Raw genomic sequence first — 17,828 nt, 5'->3', positions numbered from 1 at the left:
CAATGAAGAGGAAACGGGTTCGACGGGTTCAACCGATCAGGTTGAGTTAAAGAGTAATCCCTGCAGTTAAAAACCGCAGGGTGCGGAGGCTTTTAACCTTGACTTGAGACCGGCTAATGGGTGTCCCTTAACCTAGCACCACACACCGTGAATCGGCCCATTCGTGGATGCTGACTGGCTGCTTTTGGCTGTGGATTCAACCGGTCGATGCAACAGATTGCCTAAATCGTTCAGCGGGCGTTTCGTAGTTTAGTGTTTTCCGAGGGCGGCTATTTAGCTGCCTTGCCACCTCATTGAGCGTGGCTTGCGAGTGATCAGCAAGGTCAGTCCCTTTCGGGAAGTACTGTCTTAACAGCCCATTGGTGTTCTCATTCGAAAAGGGATTGGCATGGCCAAGCTCATCAAACTATCGGATACATCCTGGCAACAGCCATTCCGCGACCGTAAAAAAGAACACATTCTTTGGGGCTCCCACACCGAGGTTCGTGAAAACTGCAATTTCGTAGACGGCACACGCCGCCTCCTACAAATCTCATTCGAGCCACGATTCGAACTGGATATCGTCGATTACTTTCAGATCACTAGCGGACGCGAGATCAAGTTCCCGAAAGCGCTCGTTGATATGATCAGCCCCATCGTGCTGGAAAATTCCGAATCCAGCTTCATCGTTACCGTGCTCGATGCCGTTGAACATGAAGATGGCCAGGTCGGGAGTACAAAAGATTTGGCTAACCTGATTACCGCTCGGGCAACGACAATCATGGCCCGTGTCGGCCAGCAGAAGTTCAGGAAGCAATTGATGGGGTTTTGGGGTGATGCTTGCGCACTCTCCGGAGTAAAGGAGCCCAAGCTGCTGGTCGCATCGCACATTGTTCCCTGGAGCCAGTCAGAAGCAGATTCCAAGCTCGATCCATTTAACGGCTTGCTACTGGCGCCACACTACGATCGCCTGTTTGACCAAGGTCTGATCTCATTCAAAGATGATGGCTCTATTCTGCTGTCCAGCATTGCCGAAAAGCTGCCTCCAGAGTTTGGTCTGTCGAAATCCATGAAGCTACGCAAGCTCAATCCAAAGCATTTGCCCTACCTTGCTGCCCATAGGGATACGTTCGGCTTCGCGTAGTTCACACCCACTAATATCAAAGCTGCCGGGAAGTAGGTCGCACACAACGGCATGGGCTGAACCGTACCAGATTTAATCGACGCTCATGAAAGGCCGAAACTGACCGATTACGCCCTCTCTTGAAAGGCGGCTTACTATCCAAAGCTCGCCGTAAGGGCTAACGAATTGCTACCACGATTAAGTGAACCCTATACGCTCACGGCGTGGTTCATTACGCGAAAACAGAACACAAACGAGGAGTACAACAGTGAGCAATGGCAACCGCCCGCCGGTATGGCAGATGGTTCGGGAAGCGGCGCAGCAGATGAACGGGGAATGCACATACCCTGCGATTAAAGCAAAGGTAAGGTCGATGTATGGTCATGACGTCAACGACAGTTCGATGACATGCAGCATCATCTCGGGGGCGGTGAATCACCCATCACGTATTCACTACAACGAGAACAAGAAACCACGGCTCACCGACACGGCCTACGATTACCTGTATAGCACTGGGCGCGGCCGGGTCGTTTGGTACCAACCAGAGAAGCACGGCGTGTGGGAGATCGCACAATCTGGCGATGGCGCACTGATCGTCCGCCTCGCTGACGGGGTGGGTGAGAATCCGCTGCCGATCGTCGAAGCTGTTGAGGCATCCGATGAGGCGTACAGCATGTTCGCTCTGGAGGCACACCTGCGCGATTACCTCGCTAAAAAACTTCCAAGGTTACCTGGACACGATGCGCCGCTCACGCTATACCGCACGGACGATCGCGACGGCGTGGAGTTCCAAACTGACGTCGGCCCGATCGACATCCTGGCGACGGGAAACGGCGACTTCTACGTCCTCGAACTGAAAGTAGGCCGTGGGCCGGACGCGGCAATGGGACAAATCCTTCGTTACATGGGCTGGGTGAAAGAGCACCTCGCGGGCGAGAGGAGCGTGTATGGCGTCATCGTCGCTTCTGACATCGGCCAAAAACTACGGTACGCGGCATCACAGGTGCCAAACGTACGCCTGATGGAATATGACCTTGCTGTGTCGCTTCGATCGGTGGCCCTGCATAGTTGACCGGACGCCACCCCTCCTAGCAAGGCCGTGACCAGCCGACATCTTCCCGTGAATAGAGCGTTGACCCGGCAGAGTCACGGTCTCTTTTGGCCGATTGTGTTGAAAAAGTCGGCTTCGGTTTCCACGGCAGAAAAGTGCGCGTCTGAGATTGAAATCTGTGTTTAGCGCAGAAGGTTCAGGATTCAGATTTGACGTAGCGGCGTGCAAAAAAGGCGCTTTCACCGCTCAATGCATGGGTCACCAGGCCGGGTCGACTTTTTCAACACAATCGGCCGGTTGCAGTCCTTCAGTGCTTGGCTGACGCTCTCGCGGCTGAGTGGCATCCGCTGACATCCATCAACTGCAAACGGCTGGTCAGCGCGAATGCGAATGACTGTTCAGTGGCAATGCAATTAGGTGGTCAAGTGAGATGCCATAACGCAGAGCCCATGCGAGTGGGAATGCGGAGCCTTCCCGCTCGCATGGACTTAGTCAAAAGGCCCCAAGAACAAGGCTTGCAGTGGCGACAGTCGCCACTTTTGTCGCCATGCTGCAGGCCAGGTATTACGCGGGTTGTCGCCGCTGTCGCCGCTGTCGCCAAATCAACCAACACTCCATCTGGGGAGTCATTCTCGGTTCCTGGCGGCGTCCGGTGAGCGCTCACCGTATTGGCACGACGTTGTGGTCCCTGGTTTGATTGATCGCAGATGCCGACAGGTTGCCGGTGGCCGCTTTCTGAATGTGCTCACTCCACCAAGCCATCATCGGTCTCCGGCGTTCGATGTAGTCCGCTCGGTTGTAAGCGCTTCGGACTTCGTCCTTGTCGACATGCGCCAGCGCGATTTCGATCAGCTCCGGATCCCACCCATGCTCGTTCAGGATGGTGCTGGCCATGGAGCGCATGCCGTGGCTGACCAAGCGGTCCTGGAAGCCCATGCGTTTCAACGCCATGTTGGCGGTCTGGCTGTTGGCGTGGGTGCGCGGATTTCTATCTGCCGGGAACACGTATTCCCTGTGGCCGCTGTGGGGCTTGAGCGTCTCCAGTAACGCGAGTACTTGTTCGGTCAGCGGGATGGTGTGCGGACGACGCTTCTTCATGCGCTCTGGTGGGATGGTCCAGATGCGTTTGTCAAAGTCGATGTCTACCCATCGGGCGGTAGCCGCTTCGGCAGGACGGGTCATGGTGTGCAGTTGCCATTCGATCAGGCAGCGGGTGATCCGCTTGATGCTGGCGTTCGCGATTTCGATCATGAGCTCAGAAAGCTCATCGGGTCGTAGCGCGGCCATGTTCTGTTTCTTGGGTTTCTTGAATACCGCCCGAATGCCACTGAGGGGATTAGCGAAAATCAACCCGGAGTTCACCCCGTAGGTCATGATCTCGTTGAGCCGTTGGCTCAGTCGCTTCACTGTCTCGAGGCTGCCTTTGGCTTCGATTGGGCGAAGCAGTTCGATGACCATCGGTGCGGTAATTTTCGAGAGCGGCGTTGTTTTCAGGTCTGGAAACACATGCAGCGTGAGCGATCGCCAAATGTCTTCGGCGTACGCCGGCGTGACGGAGTCCTTCTTCAGCTCGAACCAGGCGGTGGCCACGTTCTCGAACGTGTGTTCCGTCTCCGCTCGTTTGGCTTCGTCCTGTGCATTGCGGTGCACCTTGGGATCAATGCCTTGTGCAAGCAGCTCGCGCGCTTCCACCACTTTTTTCCTGGCGCTCGCTAGTGAGAGCTCTGGGTACGTGCCCAGCCCCATATTGATACGGTTTTTAGTTACCGGCTCGCGGTAGTTGAAGTTCCACAGCATCGAGCCGTTGCTCCTGACTCGGAGCTGAAGGCCGTCACCATCGCTGAGGACGTAATCCTTGTCTTTTGCCTTGACTGCCTTGAGCTGGCGGTCGGAAAGGCGGAGGGCTAGAGCAGGCATGAGAGCTTCCTCTGACACCGTTTTGGTATTCCAAAAAATAGCACTGGATGGCCTGGAATACCATTTGGAATACCCAAACGGCTGGAACTCTGAAAACCTCAGCGGAGCCCAGTAGCGCCTAAATCCTTGATCTTGCTGGATTTCAGGCACAAAAAAAGACGTCCGTGGACGTCTTTGATTGATCATTTGGTGGAGCCGGGGGGATTTGAACCCCCGTCCGCCAGTACTCCGCTGTCGGTACTACATGCGTAGCCGTGTCTATTAAGTTAACCCTCAGCGACCCGACGGGCAGGGTGCTTTGGGCGAGTTGTGTAAGTTTTAGCCGCTTCGTCCACAACGTACTGCACGGCGATTCTGTTCTATATGACAATCACTTTGGGTTTACAGACATCCCCTGATGATTGCTGGACCCGAAGGTACCAGGAGGGAAGGGCTAAGGCTGCTTACGCAGCGAGAGCGTATTCCCCGTAGGTTTCGTCATTGGCAACTATAGAAAGTTGCAACAGTGGATTTACGAGTTCTGTTACCAACTCGGCATGCACCTAAAGTTTCGCAACCGGCGTCGAATCCTAAACGGCCCCGAACCTGCTGCGTGTAACCAGCAGGCAAGCGCAGTGTACGCCAATGCGCGCGGCGAGTCGACCTTCTGTCCGTGCTTGCGTGTCAGAGCCAACGCTGGATTGGCTCTGGTCTGACCCTACTGACCGTGCGCGTGGCTTTGAATGTCCTGAAGCGCTTGCTGCGTCAGGGAAACACACTCTCTGTCATTGTTGGCGGCGTGGGCTGCCTTGGCTTGTTCGGCTTTGGTGATGACGACACCTTTGGTGGCGGCGTCCAGCGTGGCTGCGCTGGACAGCTTGCTGTTGACTTCCTGGAGCTTCATTACGCATTGATCGCTATCGTTTGAGGCGTATGCGGAGGAGGCCAGCATTGTTGCAGCGATGAGCAGTCCAGCCAGGGCGGAACGCTTCATGGGTATCTCCTGGAACGGGGGGGGGGGGATGGGCCACGCTGATTGGGGCTTAACAAATGGACTGTGATGGCGTGCAAGGGTTCTGTTTTGCTGGCGATGGGGTGAAAGATTTTTCCGGGAGGCGGGTGCGAAAAAGGGACAAGAAACGCCTGATGCTCCGCAAGCTTAGGGTTTACATGGCTCAGAAGGCCAACCCGAAGGTTGGCCTTCAGTAGTTCTTAGCCTTTATCACCTTTGCCCGCGTTCTGGATCTCCTGCAGGGTTTGAGTGGTTTCGGAGATGCATTTTTTGGTGCCTTCCTCGGTGTTTTGCGCCTGGTAGGCCTTGGCCTGCTGGACACTTGCCTCGACGCGAGCACTCATTTCCGGCGCCAGGGTCTGGGTCTTGGCATTGGCGATGGCTTTCAGGTTGGTTGCACAGAGATCATCGCCGGCGGCAAACGAGGAGGAGGCCAGCATTGAGGCAGTAACGAACAGACCTAACAGCACTGAGCGTTTCATGGGTATCTCCTTGAACTGAGGGGCCAGGCATCGCTGGCCATCAGGACGGGCTGCCAATTTTGGGAAAGGTCCCGCGTTTGCGGGACTTGATCGGTGGACTGCGACGGTGCGTCAGGGTTCTATTTTTCTTCAGGTCGCCCTGGCCTGGGTCACTCGATCCACCAGATAGACCAGCCCGTGGTAGTCAATTCCGCCATGTTGTGTCAGACCGATCTCACAGGTGCGGCTGGTGGAAATCCCCTCGCTGCATTGCTGTACCGCGTCCTTGAGCGTGCGTAACGAATGGGCATTCAGTTCCGGGGTGGTGAAGCCCTTGTCGCCGGCAAAACCGCAGCAGTGAATGCCTTCCGGGATGACCACGTTTTTACTGCACTTGCGCGCAAGATCAATCAACGCCTGGCTCTCGCCGAGATGCTGAGTGCTGCACGTGACATGCACCGCGATCGGCGCTTCCTGGGGGGTGAAATCGAGACGATCCATCAAGTGAGTGCGGATGAAGCGTACGGGGTCGTACAAGTCCAGTCGCACGTCGCCCAGGTCCTGAACCAGCCGCAAGGTGCAGGGGCTGGTGTCGCAATAGATCGGGTCGAGCCCGCCGCGGCTGGCGTGCAGCAGTGCGCCGATCAGTTCCTGGCGCTTGCGTTCGGCCTGTTCAGCGTAACCCTTGGAAGCAAACGGCTGACCGCAGCAGAGGTTGTCCTGATTGTCCGGGAAGACCACCTGATAACCGGCCTTCTCCAACAGACCACGGGTTTTTTCGTACAACGACATTTGCTCTTTATCACCCGCCGCCGGGCCCATGACCCGCGACACGCAGGCCGCCAGGTACACCACCCTAGGGCGTTCGTCCGACACGCTCGGGCTGAAGCGAATGGCCCTTTCCGGCTGCGGCATGGCGTTGGTCCATTGCGGGATTTGACCCTTGGACAGCCGCGTTAGCGATGCCGAAAGTTTTGCCAGGCGCGGTGCTCCCAACAGCATCCGCGCACCGTTGGCGACGTGCAGAGTGAAGCGCGCGCCTTGCAACGCGGTGGCGAAATTTCCTTCAATCCAGTTAGCGGTTTTCGTATGCGTTGCCTGACGGCCACGGAGCTTTTTCACCAGCTCACCGGTGTTGATTCCTACAGGGCAACGTTGCGCACACAGGCCAGTGGCGGCGCAGGTGTCGATGCCTTGGTATTCGTAAGCGGCTTCGAGTTCGGTGGTGTCGACGCCTGCGCGCTTCTTGGCCTGGATATCTCGCCAGATCACGATGCGCTGGCGTGGGCTCAATGTCAGGCCTTTCGACGGGCACACCGGTTCGCAAAAGCCACACTCGATGCACTTATCCACAATCTCATCGGCGGCCGGCAACGGTTTCAGGTGCTTGAGGTGGATCTGTGGATCGTCGCTGAGCACCACGTCCGGGTTGAGAATGCCGTTAGGATCGAGCAGGCGTTTGAGCTGCCACATCAATTGATACGCATCGCTGCCCCATTCCAGTTCGACGAAGGGCGCCATGTTGCGACCGGTGCCGTGCTCGGCCTTTAGCGAGCCGCCGAATTCAACGGCCACCAACTGCGCCACGTCGTCCATGAACGCCTGGTAGCGTGCGACTTCTTGCGCGCTGTTGAAGCCTTGGGTGAAGACAAAGTGCAGATTGCCTTCCAGGGCGTGTCCGAAAAGGATTGCTTCGTCGTAATGGTGTTTGTCGAACAGCTCGATCAAGCGGTTGACGCCACTGGCCAGCTGTTCCACCGGGAAGGTGACGTCTTCAATGATCACCGTGGTGCCGGTTTTGCGCACCGCGCCGACGGCAGGGAAAGTGTCCTTACGAATCGCCCAGAGCCGGGCGTTTTCCACCGGGTCTTCGGTGAAGTCGACTTGCTTCTCCACCGGGAAGCTGGTCAGCGACGCCATGATTTGCGTCAGCTGTTCTCTTAGCAAAGAGGACGAAGCGGCGCGGGATTCGATCAGCAGGGCGCAGGCATTGATCGACAGTTGTTGTACGAAAGCCGGCATGCCGGGCTTGTCCTGCACCGAGCGCAGGCTGCGGCGGTCCAGCAATTCCACCGCTGATACGGGTTGGCTTTTCAGCACGGTGACGGCGTTGCAGCAGGTTTCTACATCAGGGAACACGATCAGCGCCGACGCCTTGTTCGGATGGTCGATCACCGTGTCGTAAGTCACCGCGCTGATAAACCCGAGCGTGCCTTCGGAGCCCACCAGCAAGTGGCTCAAGATATCCACAGGCTCATCGAAATCCACCAGCGCATTGAGTGACAGACCGGTGGTATTTTTCAGACGGTATTTGTGGCGAATTTTCGCGGCCAGTTCAGAGTTTGCGCGGGTCTCGCGGCCCAACGTTGCCAGTTGTTCCAGCAACTCGGCGTGGCTCTCACGGAAGGCCGTCACACTGGTGGCGTCTTCGGTATCGAGACGGCTGCCGTCAGCCAGTACCAGGCGAATCCCGGCCAATGTGTGATAGGTGTTCTGCGCTGTGCCGCAGCACATGCCACTGGCGTTGTTGGCGACGATGCCGCCGATTTTGCAGGCGTTGATCGATGCCGGGTCTGGGCCGATCTTACGTCCGAATGGTGCCAGCCAGGCGTTGGCTTGGGCGCCAATCACGCCCGGTTGCAGACGGATTTGCGTGCCCTGACCTCGGATTTCGCGACCGTTCCAGTTATCCCCCAGCACGATCAGCACCGAATCGCTGATGGCCTGGCCAGACAGGCTGGTGCCGGCGGCGCGGAAGGTCACCGGGACTTGATCCCGTTGCGCCAGTTTGAGCAGCGCCACCACTTCATCTTCGGACTCGACGCGGATCACCAGTTTCGGAATCAGCCGGTAGAAACTGGCGTCGGTGCCGAAGGCCAAGGTCGACAGCGGATCGTCGAAACGTCGCGTTTCAGGAATCAGTCGCTGTGCATCTCGCAGGAAAGCTGCCGGTAGACTCATTGGTCCTCCAGGATCAGAACGACCAGGTCTTTCGGGCCGTGGGCGCCGTAAGCCAATACTTGCTCGATGTCGGCAGTCTTCGACGGGCCGGACACCAGCAAGGCGTTGGTCGGCATGCCTTGGGCCCATTCGAACTCCTGCTGCACCTGATAGAAGTTATCGCGGATTTCACTGGCCTTGAGCAGGGCGAAATGCACCGGCGGCACCAGGCTCATCAGGCGCGGTTCTTCCCGCGTCGGCCAGAGAATCAGGCTACCTGTCGCGGCGATTGCGCCGAGGGTGGTGGTCAGGCTGGCCGGGGTGTCGTTGAACAACTCGGCTTTCCATTCCTCGACCGGACGGTCGTAGGCTTTGAGCGCGGGCAGGCCAGGATTTTTCGCCCAATGCGCAGTGATGCGTTGACCGTGGGGTGTCGTCGGCGCGATCAACAGGCTTGGCAACTGGCGATCCTGCAGCAGTTGCGCCAGCAATTCGGGCCAGCCATCTCTGGACGTCAGATGAATTTCGGTGTGCACCGCTTCCATCAGTTTGCGCAGTTGCGGGCTGCGTTGTTCTGGCGTGTAGGTGTAGGGCTCGGTCACCAATTCGATATCGAAGTTGTCTGGCACCGGTGTGGTGCCTGTCAGACTGTTGCGTAATTTGGCGAGGATATTTTGCTTGGCGCTCATCAGCGGTCTCCCTGTTTGGCCAGATGCTCGCGGGCCATGTCATGCAGTGAGCGGGCGGCGGGTTTCGGTGCGCTGTGGTTCTGGGTCCACGGGCCGACGTTGCTCGGGGTCAGCGCGCGCAGACGGGTGGCGAAGAAGCCGAACAGGCGATAGAGCGTTGGCGAGCTGTTGAGCTTCGCCCAGGCGTTCCAGATAAACCGTTCCTTGCGCGAGTACTTGCTGCCCTGACCGCGCATCACTTGATGCGGGCTGTCCGGGGCTTTGACGTTCTCTTCCCGCAGGCGACGCAGCAATGCGGGGATCGGAATTTTTACTGGGCAGACTTCACCGCAAGCACCGCATAACGACGAGGCACTCGGGTGGTCGGGGACTTTCGCCAGGCCAACCATGTGCGGGGTGATGATTTTTCCGATAGGCCCAGGGTAAACCTCCCCATAGGCGTGACCGCCGATTCGGGTGTAGACCGGGCAATGATTCATACAGGCGCCGCAGCGGATGCAGTTCAGGGTCTGGCGCAGTTCGCTGTCGGCGAAGGCCTGGCTGCGACCGTTGTCCAGCAATACCAGGTGCACTTCCTGAGGGCCGTCGAGTTCATGTTCCTTGCGTGGGCCGGAGATCATGTTGACGTAGGTGGTGATCGGCTGGCCAAGGGCTGAGCGGGTCAGCAGTGACAGCAGCGGCACCACATCGCGCAGGTTTTCCACGACTTTTTCGATGCCGGTGACGGCGATGTGCACCGGCGGCACGGTGGTGGTCATGCGCCCGTTGCCTTCGTTTTCCACCAGCAGCAAGGTGCCGGTTTCGGCCACTGCGAAGTTGACGCCGGAGACGCCGATGTCCGCTTCGAAGAATTTCTGCCGCAAGACCTTGCGACCGATCTGAATGAGTTGGTCAACGTCCTTGGTGTATTCCACGCCAAGTTTGTCGTGGAACAAGGACGCGACCTGACCGGCGTTCTTGTGGATCGCCGGCATAATAATGTGTGAAGGCTTCTCGTGGTCGAGCTGGACGATGTACTCGCCCATGTCCGATTCCAGGCATTCAATGCCCTGTTCAGCGAGGAAGTGATTCATTTCCATCTCTTCGCTGACCATCGATTTGCCCTTGATCACTTGCCGCCCCTCGTGAGCGCGGATGATCGATAAGACGATGCCATTGGCTTCGTCCACCGTTTCCGCCCAGTGCACTGTCACACCGTTGCGGGTCAGGTTCTGTTCAAGCTGCTCGAGCAGGTCGGGCAACTTGGATAAAGCACGGGCGCGGACAGCATTGCCCAGCACTCGCAAATGTTCTCTTTCATGGGCATCGCTGAAGGACGCTGCCCGTTTGCTCATCAGTGAATCCATCGCGCTGCGAAAGTTGTTTCGCAGTTGCGTGTCAGCCAATGCCTTGTGCGCCCGGGCGCGAAAGTCTTCTTCTACGGCAACCGTAGGAATAATCGTGGAAGTGCTCATCGGGCACCTCCGGTACGCTGCCACAGGAAACTGGCCAGATGCTGACCTCGCAACGCTTCCTGCTGTTTCTCCAGCGAGCCATTGATGTTCATCAGGCAACCGCAGTCGGCACTCAGTACCTTGTGCGCACCGGATTCCTTCAACGACCGGGTCTTGTCAGCCACCATCGCGCCGGAAATATCTGGCATACGGACGCTGAAAGTCCCACCAAAGCCACAGCATTCACTTTCGTGGCTGTGGTCGACTCGCTCCACATTGCTTAGCTGCGCCAACAACTCACGGCCGTGCAGGTGGGTGTTCATTTCTCGGCGTGCCGAGCACGACGTGTGCAACGCCACCTTGACCGGCTGGCCGCTGTCCTTGAGTTGCACCTTGCAGACAAACAGCAGGAACTCCGCCAGTTCATAAGTCCGTGCCGCGAGGGCCTGGACCTGTTTCAGCGTGTGCGGCTCGTCCTTGAACAAGTCGGCGTAGTGTTCGCGCAGCATCCCCGCGCAAGACCCCGACGGCACCACCACTGGATAATCGCCGGCAAACAGCGCCAGTTGCGAGCGCGCCACGGTCCGGGCCTGTTCGGTGTAACCCGAGGTGTAGGCCGGTTGCCCGCAGCAGCTTTGCCCTTGCGGGTATTCGACACGAATGCCTTCGCGTTCCAGCAGGTGGATCGCGTCCATCCCGGCTTCCGGGTAGAACAGATCCACCACGCAAGTCCCGAACAGGTAGACCCGTGACGGTTTTTCGCTGGGGTATTGCCGAGGCTCGGGCAGTGGCGGGGCGACGCGGGTCGCATTCGGCACAGCGTTGTAAAAAAGCTCGCTCATCAGGCGTGTCTCCGGGTGGTCCCGGTTATCCGTCCGCTGAGGCTGCTGAATATAGAGAGGGAAGCTTTCAGCAGCCTTGCAGACCCGGTTGTGAATAGCTGACGCCGGGGGCGTAACCCGGCGTCGGTTTTTTCCGTGTCGCGTGTAGTTCTTAGTGCACCAGCATGCCGGTGAACCAGTAGGCCTGAGCCAACGTGATCAGGCCGACGATCGTTGCAAAGAATAGGCTGTGCTTGAGGGTGAAGCGGAACAGATCCGATTCCTTGCCCACCAACCCGGTCGCGGCGCAGGCCACGGCGATCGATTGTGGCGAAATCATCTTGCCGGTCACGCCGCCGCTGGTATTCGCCGCCACCAGCAAGGTGTCGTTGACGCCGATCTGGTGCGCGGTGGTTGCTTGCAGTGAACTGAACAGTGCGTTGGACGATGTATCGGAACCGGTCAGGAACACGCCGAGCCAGCCGAGGAATGGCGAGAAGAACGGGAATGCCGCACCCGTACCTGCCAGTACCAAAGCCATGGTCGACGACATGCCCGAGTAGTTGGTGACGAAGGCGAAGGCCAACACCATACCGATAGACAAAATCGGCCAGCGCAGTTCGTAGACGGTCTCTTTAAAAGTGGTAAGACCAGTTTTTAGATTGATCTTCAATACCAGCATTGAGATCAGCGCAGAGAAGAAAATCGCCGTGCCGGTCGCGGAAATCGGATCGAGTTTGAACACCGCCGGAATCGCTGTCGGGGCGGTTACGATCGGGGCGACCTTGATCACCATTTGATCCAGATGCGGAATCGCGAAGTTGAACACCCAGCTATACATCGAGCCACCTGCAGCGAACATCGCCTTGAACGGTTTCAGCGTCCAGATGGTGACCAGTACGGTGAGGATCAGGAACGGCGACCAGGCTTTGAAAATTTCCCCCAGGCTGTAAGGCGAAGCCACGGTGGTGCGCGGTTGGCCGAAACCACCGGCGCTGGCCACCACGGAAGCCGAGACGGCGCCGACGATGTGTTGGCCGGCGGCGCGTTTTGGCTGCCAGATTTTCAGGAACAGCGTCAGGGAAATCAGGCTGGCCAGCGCGGAAGTGATGTCCGGCAGTTCCGGGCCAATGAAGTTGGAGGTGAAGTATTGGGTGATGGCAAAGCTTAAACCAGCGACCAGCGCCGCCGGCCAGGTTTCCCGAACGCCGCGCAGGCCGTCCATCATGAACACTAGCCAGAAAGGCACGAACAGTGACAGCAATGGCAGTTGGCGACCGGTCATGGCGCCGATCTTGAATGCGTCGATGCCGGTGACTTGACCGGCGACGATGATCGGAATCCCCAAGGCGCCGAAAGCCACCGGCGCGGTGTTGGCGATCAGGCACAGGCCGGCGGCGTATAGCGGGTTGAAACCCAGCCCTACCAGCAGCGCGGCGGTAATCGCGACCGGTGCGCCGAAACCGGCGGCACCTTCCAGGAAGGCGCCGAAGCAGAAGCCGATCAGCAGCACTTGCAGGCGCTGGTCGTCAGTGATCGACAGCACCGAGCTGCGGATCACTTCGAACTGGCCACTCTTGACCGTCAGTTTGTACAGGAACACCGCTGCCACGATGATCCACGCAATCGGCCACAAGCCGTAGGCGAAGCCATATCCGGCTGCCGCGAAGGCCATATCGACCGGCATCTGGAACGCGAAGATTGCCACCGCAATCGACAGCGCCAGGGTGATGCTGCCGGCCACGTGGCCTTTGAGGCGGAACACGGCCAAAGCCAGGAAGAAAAATACGATGGGGATGACGGCCGCGAGTGCGGACACGCCGAGACTGCCGAGCGGGCTGTAGAGCTGTTGCCAGGTTTGCATATGGGGTGGCCCCTAATTGTTGTTGGTCAGGCACTGGTCAGCGTTCTTGGTTAATTGGTAATACCAATTTACAATCGCTGTTGGCTAGGGTAAAAGCCTTGTAGGCGGTGTGTCAATTTGCCGCCCTAAAACTTTTGTCGAATGAGCGGTGCAGAATGCATCTGATCCGTTCGATCAAACGTCGTCTGGTGGTGCTGGTGCAGCGCCAATAGGCCAGAATAGAGAGCCCGGCGAGCCGCCGGGATCGTGGAGAATTGAGTGATGGGGTTTGATCAGATTCGGCAGCGCCGTTTGTCTGACGATATTGTCGAGCAACTCGAAGGGATGATTCTCGAGGGCACGTTGAAGGCCGGTGAGCGCCTGCCGGTGGAGCGTGCGTTGGCCGAACAGTTCGGCGTGTCACGCCCTTCGTTGCGCGAAGCGATTCAGAAACTGACGGCCAAAGGGCTGCTGGTCAGTCGTCAGGGCGGCGGTAATTATGTGGTGGAATCCCTGGGCTCGACGTTCAGTGACCCGCTGTTGCATCTGCTGGAAAGCAACCCCGAGGCCCAGCGCGATTTGCTGGAGTTTCGTCATACGCTGGAAGCCTCCTGTGCTTACTACGCGGCATTGCGCGCCACCGACCTGGATCGCGAGCGGCTGACGGCGGCATTCGACGAGTTGCAGGACTGCTATTCGCGTCATGACGAAGTGAGTCGGCTGGAAGAGGGCGCGGCGGATGCGAAATTCCATCTGGCGATCGCCGAGGCCAGTCATAACGCAGTGTTGTTACACACCATCCGTGGGCTGTTCGACCTGCTCAAGCGCAACGTGGTGACCAACATTGGCGGCATGTACAAGCAGCGCTCCGAAACCCGCGACATGCTGATTGCGCAGCATCGGGAGTTGTACCTGGCGATTATCGAAGGAAAGGCGGAGCAGGCGCGGGAGGTTTCCAGTCGACACATTCTGTATGTGCAGGAAGTGCTGGAAGAGGTGCGTCAGGAAGTGCAGCGCGTGGCTCGGGCGGAGCGGCGCAAGGGGATGTAATCAGTTAGTTGCATGTCGTGACGCTCCGCGTCACAAAGCGAACGCAGAGCGTCCATCGCAGTATTCCCACGCAGAGCGTGGGAACGATCAGAGCGAGGAATTAATCTTCCTTGCCCTTGTTGCGCACCGCACGCTGCAACTCACGACCGGCGTCGCGCTCGCGTTCGGTATCACGCTTGTCGTATTCCTTCTTGCCCTTGCCCAGAGCGATCTCGCACTTGACCATGTGCTTGCTCCAGTACCAGGACAGGCACACGCAGGCGTAACCTTTTTGCTGCACGGCAGCGGCCAGCTTTTCCAGCTCGCGCCGGTTGAGCAGCAATTTCCGGGTGCGGGTCGGATCTGCGATGACGTGGGTGCTGGCAGTCATCAGCGGCGTAATGTGGCTGCCGAGCAACCAGGCTTCGCCATCTTTGAGCAGCACGTAACTGTCAACCAGTTGTAGCTTGCTTGCTCGCAAACTTTTTACTTCCCAGCCGGCCAGGACCAGACCAGCCTCGAACTTATGCTCGATGAAGTAATCGTGTCGCGCCTTTTTGTTCTGCGCGATGGTCCCTGTTGGGTGTTTCTTCTGTTTAGCCATAGGGGCGGCATTATAGGGAGTTGCAAGCGAGTCGGCTACGGTATCGCTACGTGCTTGAGCAGGTTGATTGAATCCCGGACAATGCGGCCTCTTTTTTGAACGCTTGGGCGTGATAACGATGTCGACAGACAAGGTTTCTGTCCACGGCAGTTGGGCTAGCCGCTGGGTCTTCATACTCGCCGCGACCGGTTCGGCCGTGGGTTTGGGTAGTATCTGGAAATTCCCTTACATGGTCGGCGTCTACGGTGGCGGAGCCTTCGTGCTGATGTTCCTGGCCTGTATCGCGCTTATCGGTGTGCCCGTGATGCTGGCCGAAACCCTGATCGGCCGGCGCGCACGGCAGAGCCCGGCCAATGCCTTGAAGGTCCTGGCGCTGGAAGCGGGGCATTCGGCGAAGTGGTCCTGGGGGGCGTTTGCCGGGATGATCACGGCGTTGCTGATTCTGTCTTTCTACAGTGTGGTCGGCGGCTGGTCGCTGGACTACATCATCGACATGGGGCGTGGCGACTTCCAGGGGGCGACGCCTGATCAGGTCGGCGCCTACTTCGGCAATGTGATCGCCGACCCGTGGCGCCTGACACTTTGGCACACGATTTTCATGCTCCTCTCCGCCGTGGTGATCGCCAAAGGCGTGGTCGCCGGGCTGGAGCGCAGCCTGCGAATCATGATGCCGCTGCTGTTCGTGATGGTGATTGTCCTGCTGGGCTACAGCATGACCACCGGCCACTTCATGGAGGGCGTGCATTTCATGTTCGACTTCCATCCGGAAAAAGTGCTCGACGGCTTGCTGCCGGCCATGGGGCACGCGTTCTTCTCCCTGAGCGTGGGCGTCGGTTCGATCATGATCTACGGTGCTTATATGCCGAAGAGCTCGTCGATTTCCGGCACCATTGTCGGTGTGGCGCTGCTCGATACTTTCGTTTCTCTGGTCGCCGGTCTGGCATTGTTTCCGATTGTGTTTGCTGCCGGCCTGAACCCGAGCGAAGGCCCTGGCCTGATGTTCGTCAGCCTGCCATTTGCCTTTGGCAACGTAGCGTTCGGCCAATTGATGGGCGTAGTGTTCTTCGTGCTGGTAGCGATTGCGGCCTGGAGTTCGGCGATTTCCCTGCTCGAGCCAATGGTGGCTTACCTGGTTGAGCGCACGAAGATCAGTCGTGCCTGGGTTACCTTCTGGTTGGCATTCATCTGCTGGTTCGTCGGTCTGGGCACGGTGTTTTCCTTCAATATCTGGAAGCAAGCCAAGTTTTTCGTGAACGAAGGCGGGATGTTCCACCTCTATCAATGGGGAGCCTCCGGTGGTCTGGACTTCTTCGGTGTGATCGATTTCTTCACCTCGCGGATCATGTTGCCACTCGGTGGTTTGTGTTTCGTGGTGTTTGCGGGCTGGGTGATGGGGCGTGAAGCGGTGCGCGACGAATTGTCGATCCGCCGTCCGGTGCTGTTCGCCTTGTCCCTGTTCTTGATGCGCTATGTGGCGCCCATCGGCATTCTTGTAGTGTTTGCCGCCCAGCTGTGGAAGTAACGCTGACATGACGACACACATTCAACGTTCGGCCCTGCTGCCATATCCGGCACAAGCGCTGTATGACCTGGTCAACGACGTGGCCCGCTATCCGGAATTCCTGCCGTGGTGCTCGTCGGCCGAAGTTCTGGAAAGTACTCCTGAGCTCATGCGCGCCAGCGTCGGCGTGGCCAAGGGCGGCCTTAGTCAGCATTTCGTGACGCGTAACACCCTGGTGCCCGGGCATTCGATCGAGATGAACCTCGAAGAAGGTCCGTTCAGCCAGTTGCATGGCATCTGGGTGTTCAAGCCGTTGGGCGAGAAGGCCTGCAAGATCAGTCTGGACTTGTCATTCGACTATTCGGGGCCGCTGGTGCGTGCGACGTTGGGGCCTTTGTTCAATCAGGCGGCGAATACGCTGATGGACGCGTTTTGCCAGCGTGCGAAACAGATGCATGGTTGAGGCCGTGATCAAGGTTGAAGTGGTGTATGCCGCTGTTGATCGTCAGCTATTGCTGACCGTAACGGTGCCGGTGGGTGCAACAGTGCGAGATGCGTTGCTCAAATCCGGCCTGAACAGCGAATTCCCTGAGCTGGATCTGGCCAGTTGTCCGGTTGGGATCTTTGGCAAAGTGATCGCTGAGCCGGCCAATCGTCCGGTTCAGGCGGGGGATCGCCTCGAGATTTACCGACCGTTGCTCGCCGATCCAAAAGAGGTTCGCCGGTTGCGTGCAGCCAAAGCGGCCGAGGCCAAAGCCCGGAATCAGTGATCCGGTTAAACGCCAGGCGATAAAAAACCCGGACATGCCGGGTTTTTTATTGCGTCGCAAATTATTGCGGCGAGGTTTCCAGCGGTTCTGGCGTCGGGACTGGAACGGTTTCCACGTTGTCCACGTCCTTCTGGATCTGATCCAGCAACGACCCAGGCTTGACCGGTTTTTCTGGCTTCGGCTTCTCGGCGTTTTCGGCAGGCGCGGTCACGGTAGTGTCGCTGTCCTTGCCGAGAATGGCTTCGTCGCGGCTCACGCCTGGCATGAAATCGCCAGAGAGGCTGACAAGTTGGTCATTTGGGTTGAAGATAACGCTAATGCGTTCCTGTTGGCGTTCTCCGCCACCCGGTTGCAGGCTGTACAGATAATCCCAGCGATCGGCATGGAACGTGTCGGTCAGCAGAGGGTTACCCATGATAAACCGTACTTGCCGGCGGGTCATTCCCGGGCGTAACTGGTCTATCATGTCCTGCGTGACGACATTGCCCTGCTGGATGTCGATTTTGTAAACCCCGGGGAATGAACAACCGGCGAGTGCGAGCAGTCCCACAAAGGTGAAACTGGTTAGCAAGAGCTTGGTGTTTTGCATCGGTGGGCGACTTCCACTATCTTGGCTGGGACAACGTAAACGCCGATCATACCCGCATTAAGAGAAGCTGCGAAGCAGCATCGCGAG

Annotated in this window: 16 protein-coding genes, 1 other RNA gene and 1 pseudogene; 6 read left to right on the top strand and 12 right to left on the bottom strand. The window is 58.0% G+C overall.

Annotated features, from left to right (window positions below):
• Window positions 1–196: 196 nt before the first annotated feature.
• A pseudogene (locus IB250_RS26140) lies at window positions 197–376 on the bottom strand (transposase); the annotation flags it as partial.
• Window positions 377–388: 12 nt separating this feature from the next.
• Here IB250_RS26140 and IB250_RS26135 point away from each other — a divergent pair.
• Window positions 389–1,123, top strand: a complete 735-nt coding sequence (locus IB250_RS26135) for an HNH endonuclease (protein ID WP_192346364.1) — start codon at window positions 389–391, stop codon at window positions 1,121–1,123.
• Between the two features lie 247 nt (window positions 1,124–1,370).
• Entirely contained in the window at window positions 1,371–2,174 is an 804-nt protein-coding gene (locus IB250_RS28950) for an endonuclease NucS domain-containing protein (protein WP_122559349.1), read from the top strand.
• Window positions 2,175–2,813: 639 nt separating this feature from the next.
• Here the strand turns inward: IB250_RS28950 and IB250_RS26125 are convergent.
• The 9 genes from IB250_RS26125 to IB250_RS26085 all read right to left on the bottom strand — a co-directional run bounded on the left by IB250_RS26125 (window position 2,814) and on the right by IB250_RS26085 (window position 13,269).
• Complete coding sequence (locus IB250_RS26125) at window positions 2,814–4,070, bottom strand: integrase domain-containing protein (RefSeq protein WP_192346362.1); 1,257 nt, start codon at window positions 4,068–4,070, stop codon at window positions 2,814–2,816.
• A 187-nt stretch (window positions 4,071–4,257) separates the two neighbouring features.
• Window positions 4,258–4,651, bottom strand: a transfer-messenger RNA (tmRNA) gene (ssrA, locus tag IB250_RS26120).
• A gap of 116 nt (window positions 4,652–4,767) precedes the next feature.
• Window positions 4,768–5,043, bottom strand: a complete 276-nt coding sequence (locus IB250_RS26115) for a hypothetical protein (protein WP_192346360.1) — start codon at window positions 5,041–5,043, stop codon at window positions 4,768–4,770.
• A gap of 218 nt (window positions 5,044–5,261) precedes the next feature.
• The gene (locus IB250_RS26110) at window positions 5,262–5,543 is read right to left on the bottom strand and encodes a hypothetical protein (RefSeq protein ID WP_123498856.1); all 282 of its coding nucleotides are present in this window, start codon (window positions 5,541–5,543) and stop codon (window positions 5,262–5,264) included.
• Window positions 5,544–5,672: 129 nt separating this feature from the next.
• A complete protein-coding gene (locus IB250_RS26105) occupies window positions 5,673–8,483 on the bottom strand; it encodes an FAD-binding and (Fe-S)-binding domain-containing protein (protein ID WP_192346358.1) in 2,811 nt (936 codons plus the stop codon).
• Window positions 8,480–9,151 (bottom strand): LutC/YkgG family protein, encoded by a 672-nt coding sequence (locus IB250_RS26100; protein ID WP_192346356.1) that lies wholly within the window; start codon window positions 9,149–9,151, stop codon window positions 8,480–8,482. The genes IB250_RS26105 and IB250_RS26100 overlap by 4 nt, the downstream gene beginning before the upstream one ends.
• The gene (locus IB250_RS26095) at window positions 9,151–10,605 is read right to left on the bottom strand and encodes a LutB/LldF family L-lactate oxidation iron-sulfur protein (RefSeq protein WP_192346354.1); all 1,455 of its coding nucleotides are present in this window, start codon (window positions 10,603–10,605) and stop codon (window positions 9,151–9,153) included. Before IB250_RS26095 ends, IB250_RS26100 begins: the two co-directional genes overlap by 1 nt.
• Entirely contained in the window at window positions 10,602–11,426 is an 825-nt protein-coding gene (locus tag IB250_RS26090; protein WP_192346352.1) for a (Fe-S)-binding protein, read from the bottom strand. Before IB250_RS26090 ends, IB250_RS26095 begins: the two co-directional genes overlap by 4 nt.
• A 151-nt stretch (window positions 11,427–11,577) precedes the next feature.
• Window positions 11,578–13,269, bottom strand: coding sequence for a lactate permease LctP family transporter (locus IB250_RS26085; RefSeq protein WP_192346350.1), 1,692 nt, complete (start codon window positions 13,267–13,269; stop codon window positions 11,578–11,580).
• A 261-nt stretch (window positions 13,270–13,530) separates the two neighbouring features.
• Between IB250_RS26085 and IB250_RS26080 the strand changes: the two genes are divergently transcribed.
• On the top strand, window positions 13,531–14,298 hold the full coding sequence (locus IB250_RS26080; RefSeq protein ID WP_192346348.1) for an FCD domain-containing protein: 768 nt from the start codon (window positions 13,531–13,533) through the stop codon (window positions 14,296–14,298).
• A 100-nt stretch (window positions 14,299–14,398) separates the two neighbouring features.
• On the opposite strand, the gene smpB is transcribed toward IB250_RS26080, so the two are convergent.
• Window positions 14,399–14,881, bottom strand: a complete 483-nt coding sequence (gene smpB / locus IB250_RS26075) for an SsrA-binding protein SmpB (protein WP_007900551.1) — start codon at window positions 14,879–14,881, stop codon at window positions 14,399–14,401.
• A gap of 118 nt (window positions 14,882–14,999) precedes the next feature.
• Between smpB and IB250_RS26070 the strand changes: the two genes are divergently transcribed.
• Genes IB250_RS26070 through IB250_RS26060 form a run of 3 tightly spaced genes read left to right on the top strand, consistent with a single transcriptional unit; the run spans window position 15,000 to window position 17,152 of the window.
• Complete coding sequence (locus tag IB250_RS26070) at window positions 15,000–16,403, top strand: sodium-dependent transporter (protein ID WP_192346346.1); 1,404 nt, start codon at window positions 15,000–15,002, stop codon at window positions 16,401–16,403.
• Window positions 16,404–16,410: 7 nt separating this feature from the next.
• A complete protein-coding gene (locus tag IB250_RS26065) occupies window positions 16,411–16,845 on the top strand; it encodes a type II toxin-antitoxin system RatA family toxin (protein WP_008067191.1) in 435 nt (144 codons plus the stop codon).
• Window positions 16,838–17,152 carry an RnfH family protein gene (locus tag IB250_RS26060; RefSeq protein WP_192346343.1) on the top strand — a complete coding sequence of 105 codons (315 nt, stop codon included), beginning with the start codon at window positions 16,838–16,840 and terminating at the stop codon, window positions 17,150–17,152. Before IB250_RS26065 ends, IB250_RS26060 begins: the two co-directional genes overlap by 8 nt.
• Window positions 17,153–17,213: 61 nt before the next feature.
• Here the strand turns inward: IB250_RS26060 and IB250_RS26055 are convergent, their stop codons facing one another.
• Window positions 17,214–17,741 carry an outer membrane protein assembly factor BamE gene (locus IB250_RS26055; RefSeq protein WP_007900538.1) on the bottom strand — a complete coding sequence of 176 codons (528 nt, stop codon included), beginning with the start codon at window positions 17,739–17,741 and terminating at the stop codon, window positions 17,214–17,216.
• Window positions 17,742–17,828 lie beyond the last annotated feature (87 nt).

Source organism: Pseudomonas sp. PDM09 (assembly GCF_014852305.1).
Lineage (GTDB): Bacteria > Pseudomonadota > Gammaproteobacteria > Pseudomonadales > Pseudomonadaceae > Aquipseudomonas.
Note: the sequence above shows the minus strand (reverse complement) of the source record. Positions and strands in the feature narration are given on the sequence as shown.